Origin of the sequence: Bradyrhizobium sp. S3.12.5 (genome assembly GCF_040548225.1) — a bacterium.
Classification (GTDB): Bacteria; Pseudomonadota; Alphaproteobacteria; order Rhizobiales; family Xanthobacteraceae; genus Bradyrhizobium; species Bradyrhizobium cytisi.
In genome coordinates, this window is record NZ_JBEPRF010000001.1 from 123,436 (window position 1) to 141,580 (window position 18,145).

At 64.0% G+C, this 18,145-nt stretch carries 18 protein-coding genes; 11 read left to right on the top strand and 7 right to left on the bottom strand.

The features are described 5' to 3' along the window. Positions 1 to 41 precede the first annotated feature (41 nt). On the bottom strand, positions 42 to 467 hold the full coding sequence (locus tag ABIC09_RS00565; RefSeq protein WP_148751963.1) for a MarR family winged helix-turn-helix transcriptional regulator: 426 nt from the start codon (positions 465 to 467) through the stop codon (positions 42 to 44). Between the two features lie 188 nt (positions 468 to 655). On the opposite strand from ABIC09_RS00565, the gene ABIC09_RS00570 reads away from it, so the two are divergent. The 7 genes from ABIC09_RS00570 (at position 656) to ABIC09_RS00600 (ending at position 8,154) form a co-directional block, all read left to right on the top strand. Continuing rightward, the gene (locus ABIC09_RS00570) at positions 656 to 1,840 is read left to right on the top strand and encodes a substrate-binding domain-containing protein (RefSeq protein ID WP_246229934.1); all 1,185 of its coding nucleotides are present in this window, start codon (positions 656 to 658) and stop codon (positions 1,838 to 1,840) included. A 167-nt stretch (positions 1,841 to 2,007) separates the two neighbouring features. Next, positions 2,008 to 3,522 (top strand): amidase, encoded by a 1,515-nt coding sequence (locus ABIC09_RS00575; protein ID WP_354108092.1) that lies wholly within the window; start codon positions 2,008 to 2,010, stop codon positions 3,520 to 3,522. 36 nt (positions 3,523 to 3,558) lie between these two features. After that, the gene (locus ABIC09_RS00580; protein ID WP_148751960.1) at positions 3,559 to 4,416 is read left to right on the top strand and encodes a branched-chain amino acid ABC transporter permease; all 858 of its coding nucleotides are present in this window, start codon (positions 3,559 to 3,561) and stop codon (positions 4,414 to 4,416) included. A 4-nt stretch (positions 4,417 to 4,420) separates the two neighbouring features. Further along, on the top strand, positions 4,421 to 5,635 hold the full coding sequence (locus tag ABIC09_RS00585; protein ID WP_148751959.1) for a substrate-binding protein: 1,215 nt from the start codon (positions 4,421 to 4,423) through the stop codon (positions 5,633 to 5,635). 6 nt (positions 5,636 to 5,641) lie between these two features. After that, positions 5,642 to 6,745 (top strand): branched-chain amino acid ABC transporter permease, encoded by a 1,104-nt coding sequence (locus tag ABIC09_RS00590; RefSeq protein WP_148751958.1) that lies wholly within the window; start codon positions 5,642 to 5,644, stop codon positions 6,743 to 6,745. Then, complete coding sequence (locus ABIC09_RS00595) at positions 6,732 to 7,466, top strand: ABC transporter ATP-binding protein (protein ID WP_354086373.1); 735 nt, start codon at positions 6,732 to 6,734, stop codon at positions 7,464 to 7,466. Before ABIC09_RS00590 ends, ABIC09_RS00595 begins: the two co-directional genes overlap by 14 nt. After that, entirely contained in the window at positions 7,459 to 8,154 is a 696-nt protein-coding gene (locus ABIC09_RS00600; RefSeq protein ID WP_354108093.1) for a branched-chain amino acid ABC transporter ATP-binding protein, read from the top strand. The genes ABIC09_RS00595 and ABIC09_RS00600 overlap by 8 nt, the downstream gene beginning before the upstream one ends. A 13-nt stretch (positions 8,155 to 8,167) precedes the next feature. Here the strand turns inward: ABIC09_RS00600 and ABIC09_RS00605 are convergent, their stop codons facing one another. From ABIC09_RS00605 to ABIC09_RS00620, 4 genes are all read right to left on the bottom strand, one after another. After that, positions 8,168 to 9,676 carry a L,D-transpeptidase family protein gene (locus ABIC09_RS00605; protein WP_502917631.1) on the bottom strand — a complete coding sequence of 503 codons (1,509 nt, stop codon included), beginning with the start codon at positions 9,674 to 9,676 and terminating at the stop codon, positions 8,168 to 8,170. A gap of 388 nt (positions 9,677 to 10,064) precedes the next feature. Continuing rightward, positions 10,065 to 11,027 (bottom strand): acetyl-CoA carboxylase carboxyltransferase subunit alpha, encoded by a 963-nt coding sequence (locus ABIC09_RS00610; protein ID WP_148751954.1) that lies wholly within the window; start codon positions 11,025 to 11,027, stop codon positions 10,065 to 10,067. Between the two features lie 314 nt (positions 11,028 to 11,341). After that, positions 11,342 to 12,337, bottom strand: a complete 996-nt coding sequence (xerD, locus tag ABIC09_RS00615; protein WP_148751953.1) for a site-specific tyrosine recombinase XerD — start codon at positions 12,335 to 12,337, stop codon at positions 11,342 to 11,344. A 17-nt stretch (positions 12,338 to 12,354) separates the two neighbouring features. Beyond that, complete coding sequence (locus ABIC09_RS00620) at positions 12,355 to 12,501, bottom strand: hypothetical protein (RefSeq protein ID WP_008144572.1); 147 nt, start codon at positions 12,499 to 12,501, stop codon at positions 12,355 to 12,357. A 170-nt stretch (positions 12,502 to 12,671) separates the two neighbouring features. Between ABIC09_RS00620 and ABIC09_RS00625 the strand changes: the two genes are divergently transcribed. From ABIC09_RS00625 to ABIC09_RS00635, 3 genes are read left to right on the top strand one after another with little or no spacing between them, the layout of a single operon-like run. After that, positions 12,672 to 13,298, top strand: coding sequence for a shikimate kinase (locus tag ABIC09_RS00625; protein WP_354108095.1), 627 nt, complete (start codon positions 12,672 to 12,674; stop codon positions 13,296 to 13,298). Then, positions 13,295 to 14,464, top strand: coding sequence for a 3-dehydroquinate synthase (gene aroB, locus ABIC09_RS00630; protein WP_354108096.1), 1,170 nt, complete (start codon positions 13,295 to 13,297; stop codon positions 14,462 to 14,464). The genes ABIC09_RS00625 and aroB overlap by 4 nt, the downstream gene beginning before the upstream one ends. A gap of 21 nt (positions 14,465 to 14,485) precedes the next feature. Then, on the top strand, positions 14,486 to 15,790 hold the full coding sequence (locus ABIC09_RS00635) for an HlyC/CorC family transporter (protein WP_148751950.1): 1,305 nt from the start codon (positions 14,486 to 14,488) through the stop codon (positions 15,788 to 15,790). Between the two features lie 138 nt (positions 15,791 to 15,928). Here ABIC09_RS00635 and ABIC09_RS00640 read toward each other — a convergent pair whose 3' ends face one another. Next, on the bottom strand, positions 15,929 to 16,204 hold the full coding sequence (locus ABIC09_RS00640) for a BolA family protein (protein ID WP_148751949.1): 276 nt from the start codon (positions 16,202 to 16,204) through the stop codon (positions 15,929 to 15,931). 188 nt (positions 16,205 to 16,392) lie between these two features. Between ABIC09_RS00640 and ABIC09_RS00645 the strand changes: the two genes are divergently transcribed. Continuing rightward, complete coding sequence (locus ABIC09_RS00645) at positions 16,393 to 17,031, top strand: J domain-containing protein (protein WP_148751948.1); 639 nt, start codon at positions 16,393 to 16,395, stop codon at positions 17,029 to 17,031. On the opposite strand, the gene ABIC09_RS00650 is transcribed toward ABIC09_RS00645, so the two are convergent. Beyond that, a complete protein-coding gene (locus ABIC09_RS00650) occupies positions 17,028 to 18,071 on the bottom strand; it encodes an HWE histidine kinase domain-containing protein (RefSeq protein WP_148751947.1) in 1,044 nt (347 codons plus the stop codon). The two genes, ABIC09_RS00645 and ABIC09_RS00650, sit on opposite strands and share 4 nt — an antisense overlap. Between the last annotated feature and the right edge of the window lie 74 nt (positions 18,072 to 18,145).

An 18,145-nucleotide genomic window follows, 5' to 3' on the forward strand; every position in this document is an offset into this window, starting at 1 on the left:
CGCGCAATTCTCGTAGCGGCGAGAAAGCGTAAAGCCGCCCCTCAATTCGAGCTATCGATCAAGCTCTCCAGCAGCCGCTTGAGCTCGCTGGTCGGCTTGTCGCCGTAGCTCTCCAGGATGTGCTCCTCCTGGTCGACCGCGAGCGAGTTGAGCTTCTTGCACAGCACCTTGCCGCGGTCGGAGATGAACATCAAAACCTTGCGGCGGTCGTTCGGGTCCTGCACGCGGTAGACCAGCGTGTCGGAGACCATGCGGTCGATCATCTTGGTCAGCGTCGGATGGTTGAGCAGCACAGCGTCCGCAAGCTCGCCCATCGAATGGCCGTCGCCATCCGACAGCACTTTCAGGATGCGCCATTGCTCGACGGGAACCCCCTCCTTGCTCAACCGCAGTTCGAGCTGCCGGTTGATCTCCCGGTTTGCTTGCGCGAGCAGGTAAGCGAGGTGTTCGGTGATTGGAGCGTTCATTTTTGCCACGGCTAAGACTTCGTCTTGACCCAAATGAGTGAATGTCTTGCAATCAATGCTGCTTCTATATGCACTTCAATTCTTGAATATTCAATATTTTCAAAATAGGATGATTGCACAACAAAAGGGCGGGTGCCGCGGCCGCCTGCTCAATGTGCTTTCAGGTCTGGTACCAGACAGGAGTTGGCGTGCGCGCGACGGTAAACTTCCCGGCACACGGCGGTCCGGCGTTGCCGCCGTCCTTGCTGTTCAGGAATCTGTCGTCATCGGCGGCTGATGGTGCGTTGTCGCCCAACGATCATGCCTTTCTTCGGCGTCGCGGTACGAACAAGCTGCGCGTCGGCTGCTTCATCTGCTGCACCGGCTCGCCCGGCATCTGGGGGCCATGCGCCACCAACACCGCGCAGCTCGCGGTCGCCGAGATCAACAAGCGTGGCGGCATTTTGGGACGCGAGATCGAGCTGTCGATCTATGATGCCGGCGGTCCGCTCGACAGTGTCCTGAACCGCGCCGAGCAGGCGGTCGTCGACGATGAGATCGATCTCGTCGTCGGCATGCACACCAGCGCGGTTCGTGTCGCGCTCCGCAAGATCACCACCGCGAACCGGATCCCCTACATCTACACGCCGGTCTATGAAGGCGGCGAACTGACGCCAGGCGTCATGGCGATCGGCGAAACGCCGCGCTGGCAGAGCCGTCCTGCGATCCACTGGCTGGCCGACGTCAAGAACGCGGCGCGCTGGTACCTGATCGGCAGCGATTATGTCTGGCCATGGCAATCGCATCGCGCGGTGAAGCGGTACATCAAGGAAACCGGCGGATGCGTCGTCGGCGAGGAGTTCGTTCCTCTTGGCGAGGACAACCACGAGCCGCATCTGGAGCGGATCCGCGCCGCAAGACCGGACGTCGTCCTGATCTCGCTGATCGGCACGGACAGCATCACCTTCAATCGCGCGTTCGGCGAGTGCGGTCTCGCCGCGACGACGTTGCGGCTGGCCGGCGCGATGGACGAGACGGTGCTGCTCGGCATCGGCGCAGACAACAGCGAGAACATGTTCTGTGCCTCCGGCTATTTTCCCGGTGTCGGGTCGCGCGCCAATGACGATTTTCAAAGCCGTTATCGCCAGATGTTCGGACCGAACGCCGCGCCGATCGGCTCGCTAGGCCAGTCCAGCTACGAGGGCCTGCGTTTCCTTGAAGCCGTCGCGAACAAGGCCGGTTCGTTGGCGATGGGGCCGATGCTCGCGGCGGGGCGCAACATCGATTACGGCGGCGCGCGCGGCCCGGTGGTCGTTCGCAACGGTCACGCCCGGATGCAGATGTATCTCGCCGAGGCCGATGGCCTCGACTTCAAGCTGATCAAGCCGGTCTGACGCCACGCGTGGCAATCAGCGCATGATCCGCTCTAAAATAATACTTGAAAAGGAAAATATTTCCGTCTCTAGTATCAACGCGATGCCGACTGGCCCGCGCCGTGCAGGCCCGAGCCCAGCGGCTGTCCGTTCAAAGCCAGGGATCAAGAAGCCTCAAGGAGCGCGCCGTGACAGTTGTCCTTCCCACGCCAGCCCAACTTCGCAGCGTCGCCGAGCAGTGCGGTCTCGCACTGACCGACGCCGACGTGACATCGTTCCGTGGCCTGATGCAGGGCTCGATCGATGCCTACAACCTCGTCGGCGCGATGCCGGACGAGGTGCCGGAGGTGAAATATCCGCGGACGCCGGGCTACCGGCCGTCGGCGGAAGAAAATCCGCGCAATGCCTGGTATCGCAAGTCGAGCGTGAAGGGCGCCGCCAGCGGCAAGCTCAAGGGCAAGACCGTTGCGCTGAAAGACAACATCATGCTGGCCGGCGTGCCCATGATGAACGGCTCAACGACGCTGGAAGGCTATATCCCCGATTTCGACGCCACCGTCGTCACGCGCATCCTGGATGCCGGCGGGGAAATCCTCGGCAAGACCCACTGTGAATCCTTTTGCATGTCCGGCGGCAGTCACACCAACGCGGTCGGCGCGGTGCATAATCCCTACAAGATGGGCTATTCGGCCGGGGGCTCGTCCTCGGGCAGCGGCGTTGTCGTTGCCTTGGGCGAAGCCGACATGGCGATGGGCGGCGACCAGGGCGGCTCGATCCGCATGCCGTCCTCGTTTTGCGGCACCTACGGCATGAAGCCGACCTGGGGCCTCGTGCCCTACACCGGCATCATGCCGATCGAGATTTTCGTCGATCACACCGGTCCGATGACGGCGACCGTCGCCGACAACGCGCTGCTGCTCGAAGTGCTCGCTGGCGATGACGGCTACGATCCCCGCATCAAGGCGCCGAAGGTGGAGGAATACACCAAGGCGCTCGGCCAGGGCGTCAAGGGAATGAAGATCGGCATCTTGAAGGAAGGCTTCGAGCAGGCGACTGCCGAGGCCGCCGTCAATGAAAGCGTGCGCGAGGCCGCAAAGCGTTTCAAGGATCTCGGCGCCACTGTCGAGACCGTCTCTATCCCGATGCATCTCGCCGGTCCCGCGATCTGGACACCGATTGGTACCGAGGGCATGACCCAGACCATGATGTATGGCGACGGCTACGGCTTGAGCCGGTCCGATCTCTATTCGACTTCGCTGATGGACTTCCACCGCGGCTGGCGCCGGCAGGCGGACTCGTTGTCCGAGACGACAAAGCTGTTTCTGTTGCTGGGCACCTACATCAACAACACCTTTGGACCACGCTACTACGGCAAGGCGCTCAACATTTCCCGCCGCCTGACTGCGGCCTACGACAAGGCGTTCGGCGAATACGACCTTTTGCTGCTGCCGACGACGCCAATGAAGGCGACCAAGCTGCCGGAACCGACGGCCAGCCGCGAGGACTACGTCGCCCGTGCCCTGGAGATGATCTCAAATACCGCGCCGTTCGACATTACCCATCATCCCGCGATGTCGTTGCCCTGCGGCATGGTCGACGGGCTGCCCGTCGGCCTGATGCTGGTCGGCCGCATGTTCGAGGAATCCACCATCTACCGCGCCGCGCACGCCTTCGAGCAGATCGGCGACTGGAAGAAGATGTGAGAGAGGAATTAGTGCAGACGAACGGAACAGCATCGCATGGCTAACGCGTTCGTCGCGGCTTTCGAGATCCTGAGCTTCGGCGCGATCATCGTCCTGATCGTGCTGGGGCTCGGGATCATCGCCAGCATGATGGGCATCTTCAACTTTGCGCAGGGCGAGTTCGTCCTGCTCGGGGCCTACATCACCTATCTCGCCTACGCCAAGGGCCTGCCGATCTGGACCGGCATGGTTGCAGCGCCTTTCCTGGTCGGTGCGCTCGGCTTCGTGCTGGAGGCGCTGATCATCCGCCGCTTCTACGCCGCGCCGATCGTGGCGATGCTCGGCACTTACGCGCTCGGCCTCATCATCCGCGAATCCGTGCGTGGCCTGATCGGCGGCTTCTATCTCACCGTGCCCGAGCCGATCGGCGGCTCGATCGACATCGGCACCATGCATATCTCGGCCTGGCGCTTCACCATCATCGTCATCACGCTGCTGGTGATGGTCGGCTGCTATCTCCTGCTGTCGCGCACGAGTTTTGGTTTGCGCATGCGCGCCACGCTGGAGAACCCGTCGCTGGCGCGCGCATCCGGCATTTCGACGCCTCTGATGTACGGCGCCACCTTTGCTTTCGGCTCCGCACTGGCCGGCCTTGCCGGCGCGCTGATCGTGCCGGTGTTCAGCCTCTATGCCGATCTCGGCATCCGCTTCCTGATTCAGGGCTTTGTCGCCGTCATGGTCGGCGGCGTCGGCTCCTTCATCGGCCCCGTCGCCGGCGCCGGCGTGATCGGCACGCTCAGTGCCGCGCTGCCCTGGGTGATGGCGCCCGTGGTCGCCGATGTCCTCGTTTTCGTTCTCGCCATTGCCTTCATCAAATTCCGGCCGCAGGGCCTCATCGCTGGAAAAGGGGTTTAGTCACATGTTTGATCGTCAGCTCTCGCGCCGCCGCTTCCTCTCCAATTTTGCTTTTGCCTCCGGCGCGGTCGCAACCGGGGTGGGAAGCTGGGTGATTCCGGCACCGTGGGCCAATGCGGCCGAAGCGCCGATCAAGGTCGGCATCGCAACCGATCTCACCGGTCCGATTGCGTACGCCGGCACGGCGGACGCCAACGTCGCCAAGATGCTGGTCAAGCAGATGAACGATGCCGGCGGCCTGCTCGGCCGACCGCTCGAGCTCTATATCGAGGACACCGCGTCGAATGAATCGGTCGCTGTCGGCAACGTGCGCAAGCTGATCCAGCGCGACAAGGTCGACATGGTGCTCGGCGGCATCACCTCGTCGATGCGCAACGCGATCAAGGATCCGATCGTGGCGCGCGGCAAGACGCTCTACATCTATCCGCAGCTCTATGAAGGCAAGGAGTGCACGCCCTATCTGTTCTGCACCGGGCCGACCCCGGCGCAGCAGTGCGACGAATTCATCCCCTGGCTGATCAAGAACGGCGGCAAGAAGTTCGCGCTGCCCAGCGCCAATTATGTGTGGCCGCACACGCTCAACGTCTATGCCCGCAAGGTGATCGAAGCCAATGGCGGCGAGGTCGTGTTCGAGGAATATTACCCGCTCGACCAGGTCGACTTCTCCGCGACCGTCAACCGCATCATCTCCAACAAGGTCGACGTCGTCTTCAACACCGTCATTCCGCCGGGCGTCGGCCCGTTCTTCAAGCAGCTCTATGAAGCCGGCTTCCTCAAGAACGGCGGGCGCCTGGCCTGCGTCTACTATGACGAGAACACGCTGAACATCAATCAGGCCGCCGAGATCGAGGGACTCGCGAGCTGCCTCGACTATTTCAAGGTGCTGACCAAGGAGAACCCGTTCGACGCAAAAATCCAGGCGGCCTACGAGAAGGACTTTCCGGGCAACTTCCTGTTCGCCGCCGGAAGTGCCGCGACCGGCACCTATCGTGGTCTGAAGCTGTGGGAAGCTGCGGTGAAGGAAGCCGGCAAGGTCGACCGCGACTCGGTCGCCGCCGCGCTCGATCACGCCAAGATCGCGGAAGGGCCGGGCGGACCGGCCGAGATGGTGCCGGGCAAGCGCCACTGCAAGATGAAGATGTACACCGCGGTTGCCAAAGCCGGGAACTACGAGATCGTCGGACGCAGCGACGGTCTCGTCGACCCCAAGGAATGCTAAGGTCAAATGCCGAAGTCGATGGGCGCAGTGAAACAGGCGATCCCCGCCGAGATTGGCGGGGAGACGGACGCGGCAATGGCTGAACGCGAAACGGCGGCACAAGCCGCCGCGGAACGAAAGATACTGCCATTCGTAGAGGGCGTGGCGCTCGTCGCCGCGCTCGTCGCGCCATTTGTGCTGCAGGACTACCTCACGGTGTTTGCAACGCGCGTGATCATCCTGGCGCTGTTCGCGCTGTCGTTCGACCTGGTCTGGGGCTATGCCGGCATCATGAGCTTTGGCCAGGCCCTGTTTTTCGGCTCGGCCGGCTATGGTGTCGCGCTGCTCGCGCGCGATCTGGATATCACCAACATCTTCCTGGTGCTGCCTGCGGGCACGCTGATCGGCCTCACCTTCGCGTTGCTGCTCGGCGGCTTCCTGCTGCTGGGCCGGCACCCCTCCAGCGTGATCTTCGTGTCGCTCGGCACACTGACCGGCTCCTACGCTGCCGATCGCCTTGCACGCGGCTGGTATTATCTCGGCGGCCAGAACGGCATTCCTTCGATTGCGCCGATGACGCTCGGCGGTTACGAATTCTCGGAAGGACCGGCGTTCTATTATCTCGTCCTCGGCATCCTCATCGTCGTCTACCTGCTCTGCCGCTTCCTGATGCGCTCGCAGTTCGGTCTCGCGCTTGCGGGCCTGCGCGAGAACGAGCAGCGCATCGCCTTCTTCGGCTACAAGGTGCAGCATCTGAAGGCGATCATCTTTGCGATCGGCGGCGCCATCGCAGGGCTCGCCGGGAGCCTTTATGCGTTCCACGAAGGTTTTGTCTGGCCCAATATGGTCGGCGTCGTGGTCTCGACGCAGGTAGTGCTCTACGTGCTGTTCGGCGGCTCGGGCACGCTGATCGGTGCTGTCATCGGCGCGGTCATCGTCGAGGGCGTCAGCTTCTGGCTGTCGGACAATTATCGCGACATCTGGCCGATCATTCTGGGACTGTTGCTGCTGCTCGTGATCCTGTTCCGGCCGCTCGGCCTGATCAGTTTTGTCCTCGGCGAGCGCGAGCGGGTCGGCAGCTTCGGTGCCAAGCCCAAGGAGACTAAGGAGAAGCGCAATGCCGCTTCTTGAAGCCGCGGGCATCTCAAAGATATTCGGCAAGCTCACCGCGCTCGACGACGCAGCATTGACCGTCGGCGAGAACGAGTTTCACGGCCTGATCGGCCCGAACGGCTCCGGTAAGAGCACGCTGATGAAGTGCATTGCCGGCGCCGAGGTGCCGACACAAGGCAAGGTGAGCTTCGTCAACACCGACATCACAGCGTTCACGCCGACCGAGCGGGCGCGGGCCGGCATGAGCCTGAAATTCCAGATCACGAGCGTGCTGCCGTCGCTGACGCTCTACGACAACATCCTTCTCGCGCTGCAGGCGCAGTCCTCGCTGCTTGACCTCGTGTTCTCGCGCACCAGGAATGCGCTGCATGATCAGGTCATGACCATGCTGACGCAGTTCCGTCTCGCCGACCGTGCCTTCGATGCGGCGGCCGCGCTGTCGCACGGCCAGCAGCAATGGCTGGAGATCGCGATGGCGCTCGCCGGCAAACCCAAACTCCTTTTGCTGGACGAGCCGACCGGCGGCATGAGCCTGGAGGAGCGTCGCGTCACCGGCGAATTGCTGCAGCCGATCAAGCGGCATTGCTCGCTCGTCATCGTCGAGCACGACCTCGATTTCATCCGCGACATCTGCGATCGCCTCACCGTGCTCGACCAGGGCAAGGTGCTGGCATCGGGCACCGTGTCCGAGATCCAGGCCAACAAATCCGTTCAGGAGATTTATCTGCGCCGTGCCTGAATTTTTGGACATCAAGCATCTCGACGCCGGCTATGGCCGCAGCCAGGTCCTGTTCGACGTCAACATCGGCATTCCCTGGCGCGGCGGCGTCGCGGTGCTCGGGCGCAATGGCGCGGGCAAGACCACGCTGATGAAGACCATCGTCGGCGAATTGCCGGCGTGGAAGGGCGAGGTCGGCTTCGATGGCCGCGACATCAGCCGCCGCCGGCCCGAGGAGCGCGTCCGCGCCGGCATCGGCTACGTGCCGCAGGAGCATTCGGTGTTCGCGCGCCTCTCTGTGCGCGACAATCTCGCCGTCGGCTCGCTCCTCAACAAGGATGCCACCGCCGTCGACCGCGTGCTGGCCATCTTTCCGAAACTCGGCCAGCGCCTCGACCAGCCTGCCGGCACGCTCTCCGGCGGCGAGCGTAAGATGCTCGCCATCGGCCGCGCCATGCTCGGCGATCCAAAACTGCTGCTGCTGGACGAGCCGACCGAAGGCGTCTGGATCGGCGTGATCGAGGAGATCACCGAGCGCCTGATCGAGCTTGCGAAAGAGATCGCCGTCATCATCGTCGAGCAGCACCTCGACCTCGCGCTGCGCGTCGCCGACTACGCCTACGTGCTCGACCGCGGAAGGGTCGCGCTGCAAGGCGCGGCCGGCGAGGTGAGGGGCAATCCGGAGTTGCTGCGGTATCTGGCGCCGTAAGCGAAAATCCCGCTTACTTCACCGCGCCAAACCGGCTGTCGAACGAGTTCGACGACACCACAGGTGCTGCACCGGCCATCTGCGCGCCGTCAGCCGCACTATCTCTCACCGACGGTTTCAGCGCGGGCCGCGTTGCTGCAACCTTGGTCTCGGCAGGCCTTGCCGGCTCAACGGGCTTTGCGGCCGCCACAGCATTATCCTTGGACTTGTCGTGGCCGGGCACGAACCGCGTCACTGCGGCTTTCAGCCTGGAGGCCGTGCTCGGCGCTGCGGGCGCGGGGGTCACCGACGCGGTCGCTTGCGGCGCTGAGGCGGTCGCCGTCGTGTCCGCAGTGCCGAGGCCCATCTTGCGGCCGAGATTGGAGAAGAAGCCGCCGGATTTCTCGGCCGAGGCGACGCGGGTGTTGGTCGCGGGTGCGACCGCAACGACAGGTTCTTGCTGCGGAGCTGCCGCGGCGGGCTCGAGGTTCGGCTTCGGTGGGTTGACGGTGCCTGGGATCGTGCCCGGCGCCTTCGACATCGCCAGCATCTGCAGCGTATTGCCTTCGGCGCCTTCCGACAGGCCGGTCGAGCCTTCCGGAATCTTCGCGGCAAAGATCTTGTTCATGCCGCCGTCGATACCGGTGTTCATGCGCGCCACCGGCGTACCCTTGGAGACGAGCTTGTTGTATTCGGCCTCGTCGCGCTGCTCTTTCTCGCGCACGGCGCTGGCGATGTCCTCGGGGATCACATAGGCCGGGCACTTCGCCGAGGCATCGAACACGGGATCGCGCTTGGCATCGGGTGCCTTCGCGGCATCGAACACGTACTTCTTCTCGCAGAAGTCGACCTTCGGCTCCTGTCGCGTCACCTCGAAATGATCATAGCCTTCCTTGATCATCTTCCAGAAGGCCATGTTCGGATTGTTGCGGTGCTTGGCCATGTTCACCGGCGTCATCTTGAACGGATACGCCTGGAACTGGAACGCCTTCTGGCCGCCGAAGAAGGACTCGCGCCCCAACGAATAGATCTCCGCGATCTGCTCGTCCGTCATCGCGTAGCAGCCGCGCGACGAGCAATCGCCATGCACCATCAGCTGCGAGCCGGTACGGCCGAGCGCCTTGTCGAACGCGTTGGGGAAGCCGGTGTTGAACGAGAGGTAATAGGCCGACTGCGGATTCATCTGGCTCGGATTGATCGAGTAGAATCCTTCTGGCGCCTGGCGATCGCCTTCGCGCACCTTCGGACCGAGGTCGCCCGACCAGCGGCAGATCGGATAGGTCTTGAGCAGTGCGAACTGGCCGGAGCGGGTCTGCTTCCAGATCTCGAGCTCGGCCTCCGACTTGAACAGGCGGATCAGGATCGGCGATTGCAGATCCATGTCCTTCTCGCCCATCGCGGCGACGAGCTTTGGCGAGACCGGCTGGTTGGCCTTGGCGTTGGTCGCGAGCGAGACCTGGTCGGTGTCGCAGCCGGCCAGCACAATGCTGGCGGCAAGCGCGACCGAAGCCAAAAGCGCACGAGCAAGCGAGCTAGCAGTCAAGACGAACCCCACAACGTTCCGGGCAAGGAGCGCGAACCCCGATCTTTGAAGCATGGCCTGACCGGATGTCCGGACTTGATTCAGACCAAGCCCCAGCGCTGATGCCCTGAAGCCATTGATTAAAATTCTAACCTCCGCGCCTGGGGGTCGCAACCCGACCGGGGATCACGAGCCCGTTGGCCGACAGGCGTGGTCAACAGAGACTTAAACTGGGCCGGAACTGGGACTGAATTGGGCTTTGCAGCCAAACCGCTACTGAGATCGCCGATTTGGGCAAAAAAAGGGTTAATGCGGGGTTACAGGGGCGGTCCGGGCGAAGTCCAGTAGGGTGGGCAAAGCCGGAAGCGCGCCCACCATTCCCTGCCGTCCGACCGGCTGGTGGGCCGAATCAACCCAGTTTCCGACCGATATCGAGGAATTTCTGCCGGCGCTGCTTGCGGATCGCGTCGCCGTCCAGGCCTCGCAGGTCGTCGAACGCCTTGGCGATGGCATCGCCCGTGGTGGCGATCATGGTGGCGGGGTCGCGGTGGGCGCCGCCGACCGGCTCCTTCAGAATACTGTCGATCACCCCGAAGCGCAGCATGTCCTGGGCGGTGATCTTCATGTTGTTGGCGGCTTCCTGCGCCTTGCTGCCGTCGCGCCAGAGGATGGAGGAGGCGGCTTCCGGCGAGATCACGCTGTAGATCGCGTGCTCCAGCATCAGCACCTTGTTGGCGGTGGTGATCGCAATCGCGCCGCCCGACATGCCCTCGCCGGTGATGATGGCGACATTCGGCACGGTCAGCGCCATGCAGGCATCGGTCGAGCGCGCGATCGCCTCGGCCTGGCCACGCTCTTCGGCGCCGATGCCGGGATAGGCGCCGGCGGAATCGGCGAGCGACAGCACCGGCAGGCCGAACCGCTCTGCCATCTCCATCAGCCGCACGCATTTGCGGTAGCCTTCCGGCCGCGCCATGCCAAAGTTGTGCTTGATGCGGCTCTCGGTGGAATCGCCCTTTTCCTGGCCCATCACGCAGATCGCTTCGCCGCGGAAGCGGCCGAAGCCCGCGACCAGCGCCTCGTCCTCGCCGAACTTGCGATCGCCGGCGAGCGGGGTGAATTCGGTGATCAGGCCCTTGATGAAGTCGTTGAAATGCGGCCGCTGCGGATGCCGCGCGACCAGCGTCTTCTGCCACGGCGTCAGGTTCTGATAGAGGTCGGCCAGCGCCTGCGCCGCCTTGTCCTCGATCCGTCCGATCTCCTCGGCGATGTCAGTGCCGGAGGCAGCTAACGTCCTGAGCTCGTCGACCTTGGAGTCGAGCTCGGCGACGGGCTTTTCGAAGTCGAGATAGCTGCGCATCTGGTCTGGCATCAACTCAATATAGAGGGACGGGGCGGAGAGGCGAAGCGAGGTTGGCTTCTCATAAAGAAGTGTAGCTTCTTCAAGCACTTGACTTGTGCGCTCCCGGGGGCGCGCCAAATCGCGAATGAGGCCACGGCTCTTTCTGCGGAGATGTGGCCGAAGTCAAGGCGGTTTCGCGGCTGTCGTCCCGACCGGATCTCGTGTCCCGGACGCGCTGCAGCGCTTCTATAGCGCTGCCGCGCAGAGCCGGGACCCAGCGAGCATGGCCCCGGCTCTGCGTCGCATCGTTTCACGCTGCGCCGCGTCCGGGGCACGAGACCTCCTTACTTCTCCGCCAGCGGATGCAGATCGCGCACCAGGCTTTTCAGCCGCTCCTCGACCACGTGGGTATAGATCTGGGTCGTCGAGATGTCGGTATGGCCGAGCAGGGTCTGCACGATGCGCAGATCCGCGCCGTTGTGCAGCAGGTGGCTGGCAAAGGCGTGGCGCAGCACGTGCGGGGAGACTAGCCGCGCCTGAAGCCCCGAAGCCACCGCGAGCTCCTTGAGGTCGCGGGCAAAATGCTGCCGCGTCAGATGCCCGCTCTCGCCGAACGAGGGGAACAGCCATTTCGTGGTCGCGACACTGCCCTTCGTCTCGCCCTTTTTGTTTTCCTTGGCCGCCTCCGTCGCGCTGAGATAATCCGCCATCGCCTGCCGCGAGGCCTCGTTGAGCGGCACCAGCCGTTCCTTGTCGCCTTTGCCGCGTACCACGATCATGCGGGCGTCGCGCTTGGCCGCCGTGCGCGGCAGCGACACCAGCTCGGAGACGCGCAGGCCCGTCGCATAGAGCACCTCGAGCAGGCAGTAGAGCCGCAAAGCGCGCAATCGCTGTGACGGCGAGGCGTCCGCCGCCTCGCTCATCTCCTTGGCGCGGCGGAGCATGCGGTCGACATCGGCGATCGACAGCACCTTTGGCAGGCCGCGGCCGCGCTTGGGCCCGGACAGGATCGCCGCGGGATCCTCAGTTCTGATGCGTTCATTGAGGAGAAAGCGGAACAGGTGCCGCATCGCCGACAGCCGCCGTGCGACGCTGGAGGATTTGAAGCCGCGCGCATCGAGGTCGCCAAGATAGTCGCGGAGTGTTTGCGTCTCGGCGTCCACAAAGCTGTGGCCGGCGCGGCCGAGAAACTCGGAGAAATCGGCGAGGTCGCGGCGATAGGCGTCGAGCGTGTTGGGGCCGGCGCCCTGTTCCGCCGCGAGCATGTCGAGGAACAGGCCGGTGAGCTTGGCGTCGGAGGGCTTGGCGCCGGAGGGCTTGCTGGCGGAGGATTTGCGCATGCCCCGGAGGCTAGCTCCTATTTCTTGAGAAATTTATCCGGCGGGATCGTCACCGTCATTTCTCGCGGCTTCGGATTGACGAAGTTGGCCAGCGCGAACACCACGCCATAGACGATGCCGGCGAGCACGGCGACGACCGTCAGGAAGCGGAACAGACTGGGCATCGGGCAAGGTCTCGGAAGAGGTCTCGAACAGGCAAATTAACCAATGAAATCATCCAACATGTTCGCCGTTTCGTGGCAAGAGTCCTCTGGCGAGGGCCCCGGGGTGGTCGTATACGTGGCCGGGATGCCGCCTTTGGCGGCAGATTGAACGAGATCCAGAGCAAGATCGAATGTCCGACGCCGCGTTGCCAGCACAAGCGAGCCCTGAGGCCGACATCCTGTCGGCGCTGGGCGCGCGTTCGATCGTGCTGGTCGGCATGATGGGCGTCGGCAAATCGACCATCGGCCGGCGATTGGCGACGCGGCTTGGCCTGCGATTTCTCGATGCCGACGTCGAAATCGAGGTGGCCCACGCCGGTATGACCATCCCGGAAATCTTTGCAGCCCACGGAGAGCCCTATTTCCGTGACGGCGAGGCCCGCGTGATCGCGCGCCTGCTCGAGGGCGGGCCGATCGTGCTGGCGACCGGCGGCGGCGCCTTCATGCGCGAGGAGACGCGGAGCCGCATCGCGGCAAAGGCGATCTCGATCTGGCTGAGGGCCGATCACGACGTCATCATGCGCCGCGTGCGCCGCCGCGCCGACCGGCCTCTGCTTCAGACCCCCGACCCCGAGGGAACCGTGACGCGCCTGCTCACCGAGCGCGAGCCGGTCTATGGCAAGGCCGATCTCACCATCGCCTCGCGCGATGTGCCGCACGACAGAATCGTCGACGAGACCATCGAGGCGCTGCGGGCCCATCTTTGCGGCGAGAGCGCGTCTCAACCTCCAGCCGACGTCGCGAGTGCCGTTCGATGACCGCGCCCCCAAAGCATTCCGACCCTGTCAATGTCGATGTCGCGCTGGAGAATCGCGCCTACGACATCGTCATCGGCCGCGGCGTGCTGTCCTCGCTCGGCGAGCGGGTCGCCGCTTTGCGCCCCGGCGTGCGCACGGCTGTTGTCACCGATCGCACCGTTGCAAAATACTGGCTCGAGCCGACCGAGGCCTCGCTCGCCGCTGCCGGCATTCCGACCTCGCGCGTCGTGGTCGAGGAAGGCGAGATCTCCAAGACCTATGCGGGTCTGCAAAAGGTCAGCGAAGCCCTGATCGCCGCAAAGATCGAGCGCAACGATCTCGTCATCGCGCTCGGCGGCGGCGTCGTCGGCGATCTCGCCGGCTTTGCGGCGGCGATCCTGCGCCGTGGCGTCGATTTCGTGCAGGTGCCGACCTCGCTGCTGGCGCAGGTCGATTCCTCGGTCGGCGGCAAGACCGGCATCAACTCGCCGCAGGGCAAGAACCTGCTCGGCGCGTTCCACCAGCCGGTGCTGGTCATCGCCGACACCGCCGTGCTCGACACGCTGTCGCCGCGGCAATTCCGTGCCGGCTATGCCGAGGTCGCCAAATACGGCGTGCTCGGCGACGAGGCCTTCTTCACCTGGCTGGAGAATAATCACGCGGACATCTTCAAGGGCGGCTCGGCGCGCGAGCACGCTATCGCGACCTCCTGCCGCGCCAAGGCGGGTGTCGTTTCGCGCGACGAGCGTGAGACTGGCGAGCGCGCGCTGCTCAATCTTGGACACACCTTCGGCCATGCGCTGGAAGCCGCAACGGGTTTCTCTGATCGCCTGTTTCACGGCGAGGGCGTTGCGATCGGCATGACCCTGGCGGCACAGTTTTCCGCAAGTCTCGGCATGATCGCCGAGGCCGACGCGGCCCGCGTCGAGCGGCATCTCATCGAGGCCGGCCTGCCGACCCGCCTGCAGGACATCGCCGGCTTCGCGCAGGAAGGCCTCGCGGATGCTGACGCGCTGATGGCGCTGATGGCACAGGACAAGAAGGTCAAGCGCGGCAAGCTCACCTTCATCCTGCTGGAGGCCGTCGGGCGTGCCGTCATCGCCAAGGATGTCGAGCCGGCGCCGGTGCGCGACTTCCTGCAGAACAAGCTCGCCCTCAAGGCGCGAGACGCTGCTGAACGGCGCTAAAACAAGGAACCAGAGTGGTTCATGGACTGGCTCGGCTTCACCATCGTCATTATCTGCCTGCTCGTCTCGGGCTTCTTCGCCGCGAGCGAGACCGCGCTGACCGGCGCCTCGCGCGCCAGCATGCTGCGGCTCTCCAGGCAGGGTAATCGCGACGCCGACGTGGTCTCGCAACTGCTCGACATGCGCGAGCGCCTGATCGGCGCGCTGCTGCTCGGCAACAACATCGCCAACATCAGCGCTTCGGCACTGGCGACCTCCATCTTCACGGCCTGGTTCGGCGATGTCGGTGTGCTCTATGCCACCGGCGTGATGACCGCGCTGGTCGTGATCTTCGCGGAAGTTCTGCCCAAGACCATCGCCATCAACGCGCCGGACCGGATGGCGCTCGCGGTCGCGCGCCCGATGCGGTTGACGATGTACGTGCTGGGGCCGCTGCTGCGGGTGGTGGAAGTCATCGTGCGCCTGCTGATGCGCCTGTTCGGCCTTGCCGGCGAGCATCAGGCGATCCTGTCGCCGACCGAGCGCCTGCGTGGCGCGGTCGACCTCTTGCACCACGAGGGCAAGGTCGAAAAGCACGACCGCGACATGCTCGGCGGCCTGCTTGATTTGCGCGAGCTCCAGGTCTCCGATGTCATGATCCATCGCACCGAGATGATGATGATCAACGCCGATTTGCCGGCTGAGGAGTTGGTGAGTGAGGTGCTGGCGACCGAATACACCCGTATCCCGCTCTGGCGCGAGAAGCCCGAAAACATCATCGGCGTGCTCCACGCCAAGGATCTCTTGCGCGCGATCCGCGCTGCCGACGGCGACACTTCACGCATCGATGTTTCCACCATCGCGCTGCCGCCCTGGTTCGTGCCCGAGATGCGCACCGTCTCCGAGCAGCTCAAGGCATTCCGCCGGCGAAAAACCCATTTCGCGCTCGTCGTCGACGAGTACGGCGAAGTTGAAGGTCTTGTGACGCTGGAAGACATTCTGGAAGAGATCGTCGGCGACATCTCCGACGAGCACGACGTCGTGGTCGCCGGCGTGCGGGCCCAGCCGGACGGCTCCGTGGTGGTCGACGGCTCGGTGCCGATCCGCGACCTCAACCGCGCCATGGACTGGCGGCTGCCCGATCAAGAGGCGACGACGGTCGCGGGCCTCGTCATCCACGAGGCGCAATCGATCCCCGACCGTGGCCAGAGTTTCACCTTCCACGGCTTCCGCTTCCGCGTCCTCCGCCGCGAACGCAACCGTATCACCGCACTCCGTATTTCACCGGTCCCGCGCGACGCGGAGGTGGAGGAAGCCAAGCCGCGACGGGCAGGGAAGTCGTTTTGACGCACGGTGTCATCGCCCGCCTTGTGCGCGCTTGCGCACTGGGGCGGGCGATCCAGTACTCCGCGGCCGCGATTATGTGAACGAACTGCCGCCGCGGAGTACTGGATGCCCCGCCTGCGCGGGGCATGACGGTGGAGATTACGTTCCGCCTTCCCCCGGGGCCTGCGCTTGGATCGCCAGCGCATGCACGCCGCCGGAAAGTTCCGCGGTCAGCGTCGCATTTATCATACGGTGCCGGTCGACCCGGCTCTTCCCTTTGAAGGCCTGAGATACGATATAAACCCGAAAGTGCGTCTCGCCGCTCGGCCGATGGCCGGAATGGCCCTCATGCAAATGTGACTCATCGACGACCTGCAGGCTTTCCGGCGTGAAAGCTTCCTGCAACTTGTTGCTGATAATGTCTTTGGTAGCCATGTTTGCCATTAAGGTACGCGATCGCACTCCGTCAATGCCGATAGGCCGCCTTGGCGGCCGTTCTTGAGCGATAGGCCGCCTGGGGCGGCCGTTCTTAAGAACGCCGAAGCGAAGCTTCGGCTACGGGTTCCAAGCTAATTGCAATGTCAAGACTTGAAGGTTTTTGCATTGCGTAGTCAAAGTCTGCCATGCCGATCGATTCATCAAAGTTCTTCGACTCCATCCGCGTGAAGCCGCGGGGCAAGCAGCCCGAGGTGAAGCCGCGCGATACCGTGGTCGCCTGCGAATGGACCGGGTGTCAGAACAAGGGCGCGCACCGCGCGCCGAAGGGACGCGATAACCAGCGCGAGTACTGGCACTTCTGCCTGAACCACGTCCGCGAGTACAATCAGAACTACAATTTCTTCTCCGGCATGAATGCCGACGCGGTCGCGCGCTACCAGAAGGACGCGCTGACCGGCCATCGCCCGACCTGGAAGATGGGCGCCAATGGTGGTGTCAAGAAGGGTGCGGAAGCCGAGATCGACGGCGCCTTCGATCCGTTCAGCATGTTCGCGGAGCTCAACGGCCGCACCGGCTGGCGGAAGGGCCCTGAGGCCGCCCAGCCCAAGGTCGAAACCCGCAAGGTGATGAACGCCGAGCGCAAGGCGCTCCAGGTCATGGGCCTCGGTCCAAGTGCGACGCTCGCCGACGTCAAATCCAAGTACAAGGCGCTGGTGAAGCAGCACCACCCCGATGCCAATGGCGGCGACCGCTCCACCGAAGATCGCCTGATCGAGATCATCAAGGCGTATAATTATCTGAAGACGGTGGTGCGGGAGGCCTAACCTACAAGCTCGGGGAAGGCGAATTCGCAGACCAATCCCTCCGGCTTCCACTGCCGGGTGATCCTTCCGCGCAAGGTCCGGATGATACCGTCGACGGCGCCGATTCCGAAGCCATGGCGCGTCGGCTCGTCGACCCACGGACCGCCGCTCTCGGACCAGCGTAGCACGAGAGGCTCTGCGTCGCTGCTTTCCCAGCGAACGTCCAGCCGACCCGCTGGCGTCGCCAGTGAACCGTATTTGGCGGCGTTGGTGGCCAGCTCGTGCACGGCGACCGCAATCGATTGGGCGAGCGTCGCCGGCAGGCGGATGTCGTCTCCAGCGATGCTGACACGTTCGCCGTCCGGGCTTGCGTATGGCCGGAGTTCCTCTTCGACGATGGTCTTCAGACTGGCACCGGTCCAGCGCGACGCCGAGAACAGCCTCTGCACGTTGGCAAGTGCTCTAAGCCTGCCTTGAAACGCGGCTTGGAATTCTGCCGCGGTCTCGGCCTTGGTCAGCCGCAGCATCGCCTGGGTCACCGCGAGCAGATTATTCGAACGATGATCGACCTCGTAGGCGAGCAGCATCATGCGCTGCTCGGCCTGCTTACGGGCCGTGATGTCGACCAGCATGTTCACCGCGCCAACCAGTCGGCCGCGTTCGTCGCGCAGCGGGGTCGGATATGGCATGAAGCAGATCCGCGATCCGTCCGGCCGTTCGGCCACAGCCTCGACGTCGCGCACCGGCCGGTTCTGCTTGAGCGCGATAGCCATCGGGCATTCATCGTGGGGGAGCGGCGTGCCGTCCGGCAGATAAAGCTTCCACGTCACGCACCACATCTCGCCGATTTCTGGAGTGCGTCCGGCAAAATCGATGCAGGCTTGATTGAAGAAGGTGATGCGGCCCGTTGCGTCGGTGGTGTAGATCGCGGCGGGCAGCGCCTGAAGCAAGTCCCGGAACCGCCTCTCGGAATCCGCTCCCGCTTCGACCCGGCTCGCCGCATAACCGGCGGCGATCTGGCCAATCCTGGCCTCGTCCGCTTGTCCAAACAAGTCCAGCATTGCGTTCCTCACGGGGAGAGATCAGGCAATGCGCTGGACGCGCATATGTTCCAAGGCGCTCGTCAGGGACGTGC

What these genes read in the sequence shown, in the direction of transcription:
- ABIC09_RS00640 (WP_148751949.1), bottom strand. Translation starts at nt 16,204, where the DNA reads ATGGCTACCAAAGACATTATCAGCAACAAGTTGCAGGAAGCTTTCACG.
- ABIC09_RS00625 (WP_354108095.1), top strand. Translation starts at nt 12,672, where the DNA reads ATGTCCGACGCCGCGTTGCCAGCACAAGCGAGCCCTGAGGCCGACATC.
- ABIC09_RS00620 (WP_008144572.1), bottom strand. Translation starts at nt 12,501, where the DNA reads ATGCCCAGTCTGTTCCGCTTCCTGACGGTCGTCGCCGTGCTCGCCGGC.
- ABIC09_RS00565 (WP_148751963.1), bottom strand. Translation starts at nt 467, where the DNA reads ATGAACGCTCCAATCACCGAACACCTCGCTTACCTGCTCGCGCAAGCA.
- ABIC09_RS00585 (WP_148751959.1), top strand. Translation starts at nt 4,421, where the DNA reads ATGTTTGATCGTCAGCTCTCGCGCCGCCGCTTCCTCTCCAATTTTGCT.
- ABIC09_RS00645 (WP_148751948.1), top strand. Translation starts at nt 16,393, where the DNA reads ATGCCGATCGATTCATCAAAGTTCTTCGACTCCATCCGCGTGAAGCCG.
- ABIC09_RS00610 (WP_148751954.1), bottom strand. Translation starts at nt 11,027, where the DNA reads ATGCCAGACCAGATGCGCAGCTATCTCGACTTCGAAAAGCCCGTCGCC.
- xerD (WP_148751953.1), bottom strand. Translation starts at nt 12,337, where the DNA reads ATGCGCAAATCCTCCGCCAGCAAGCCCTCCGGCGCCAAGCCCTCCGAC.
- ABIC09_RS00590 (WP_148751958.1), top strand. Translation starts at nt 5,642, where the DNA reads ATGCCGAAGTCGATGGGCGCAGTGAAACAGGCGATCCCCGCCGAGATT.
- aroB (WP_354108096.1), top strand. Translation starts at nt 13,295, where the DNA reads ATGACCGCGCCCCCAAAGCATTCCGACCCTGTCAATGTCGATGTCGCG.
- ABIC09_RS00635 (WP_148751950.1), top strand. Translation starts at nt 14,486, where the DNA reads ATGGACTGGCTCGGCTTCACCATCGTCATTATCTGCCTGCTCGTCTCG.
- ABIC09_RS00595 (WP_354086373.1), top strand. Translation starts at nt 6,732, where the DNA reads ATGCCGCTTCTTGAAGCCGCGGGCATCTCAAAGATATTCGGCAAGCTC.
- ABIC09_RS00580 (WP_148751960.1), top strand. Translation starts at nt 3,559, where the DNA reads ATGGCTAACGCGTTCGTCGCGGCTTTCGAGATCCTGAGCTTCGGCGCG.
- ABIC09_RS00650 (WP_148751947.1), bottom strand. Translation starts at nt 18,071, where the DNA reads ATGCTGGACTTGTTTGGACAAGCGGACGAGGCCAGGATTGGCCAGATC.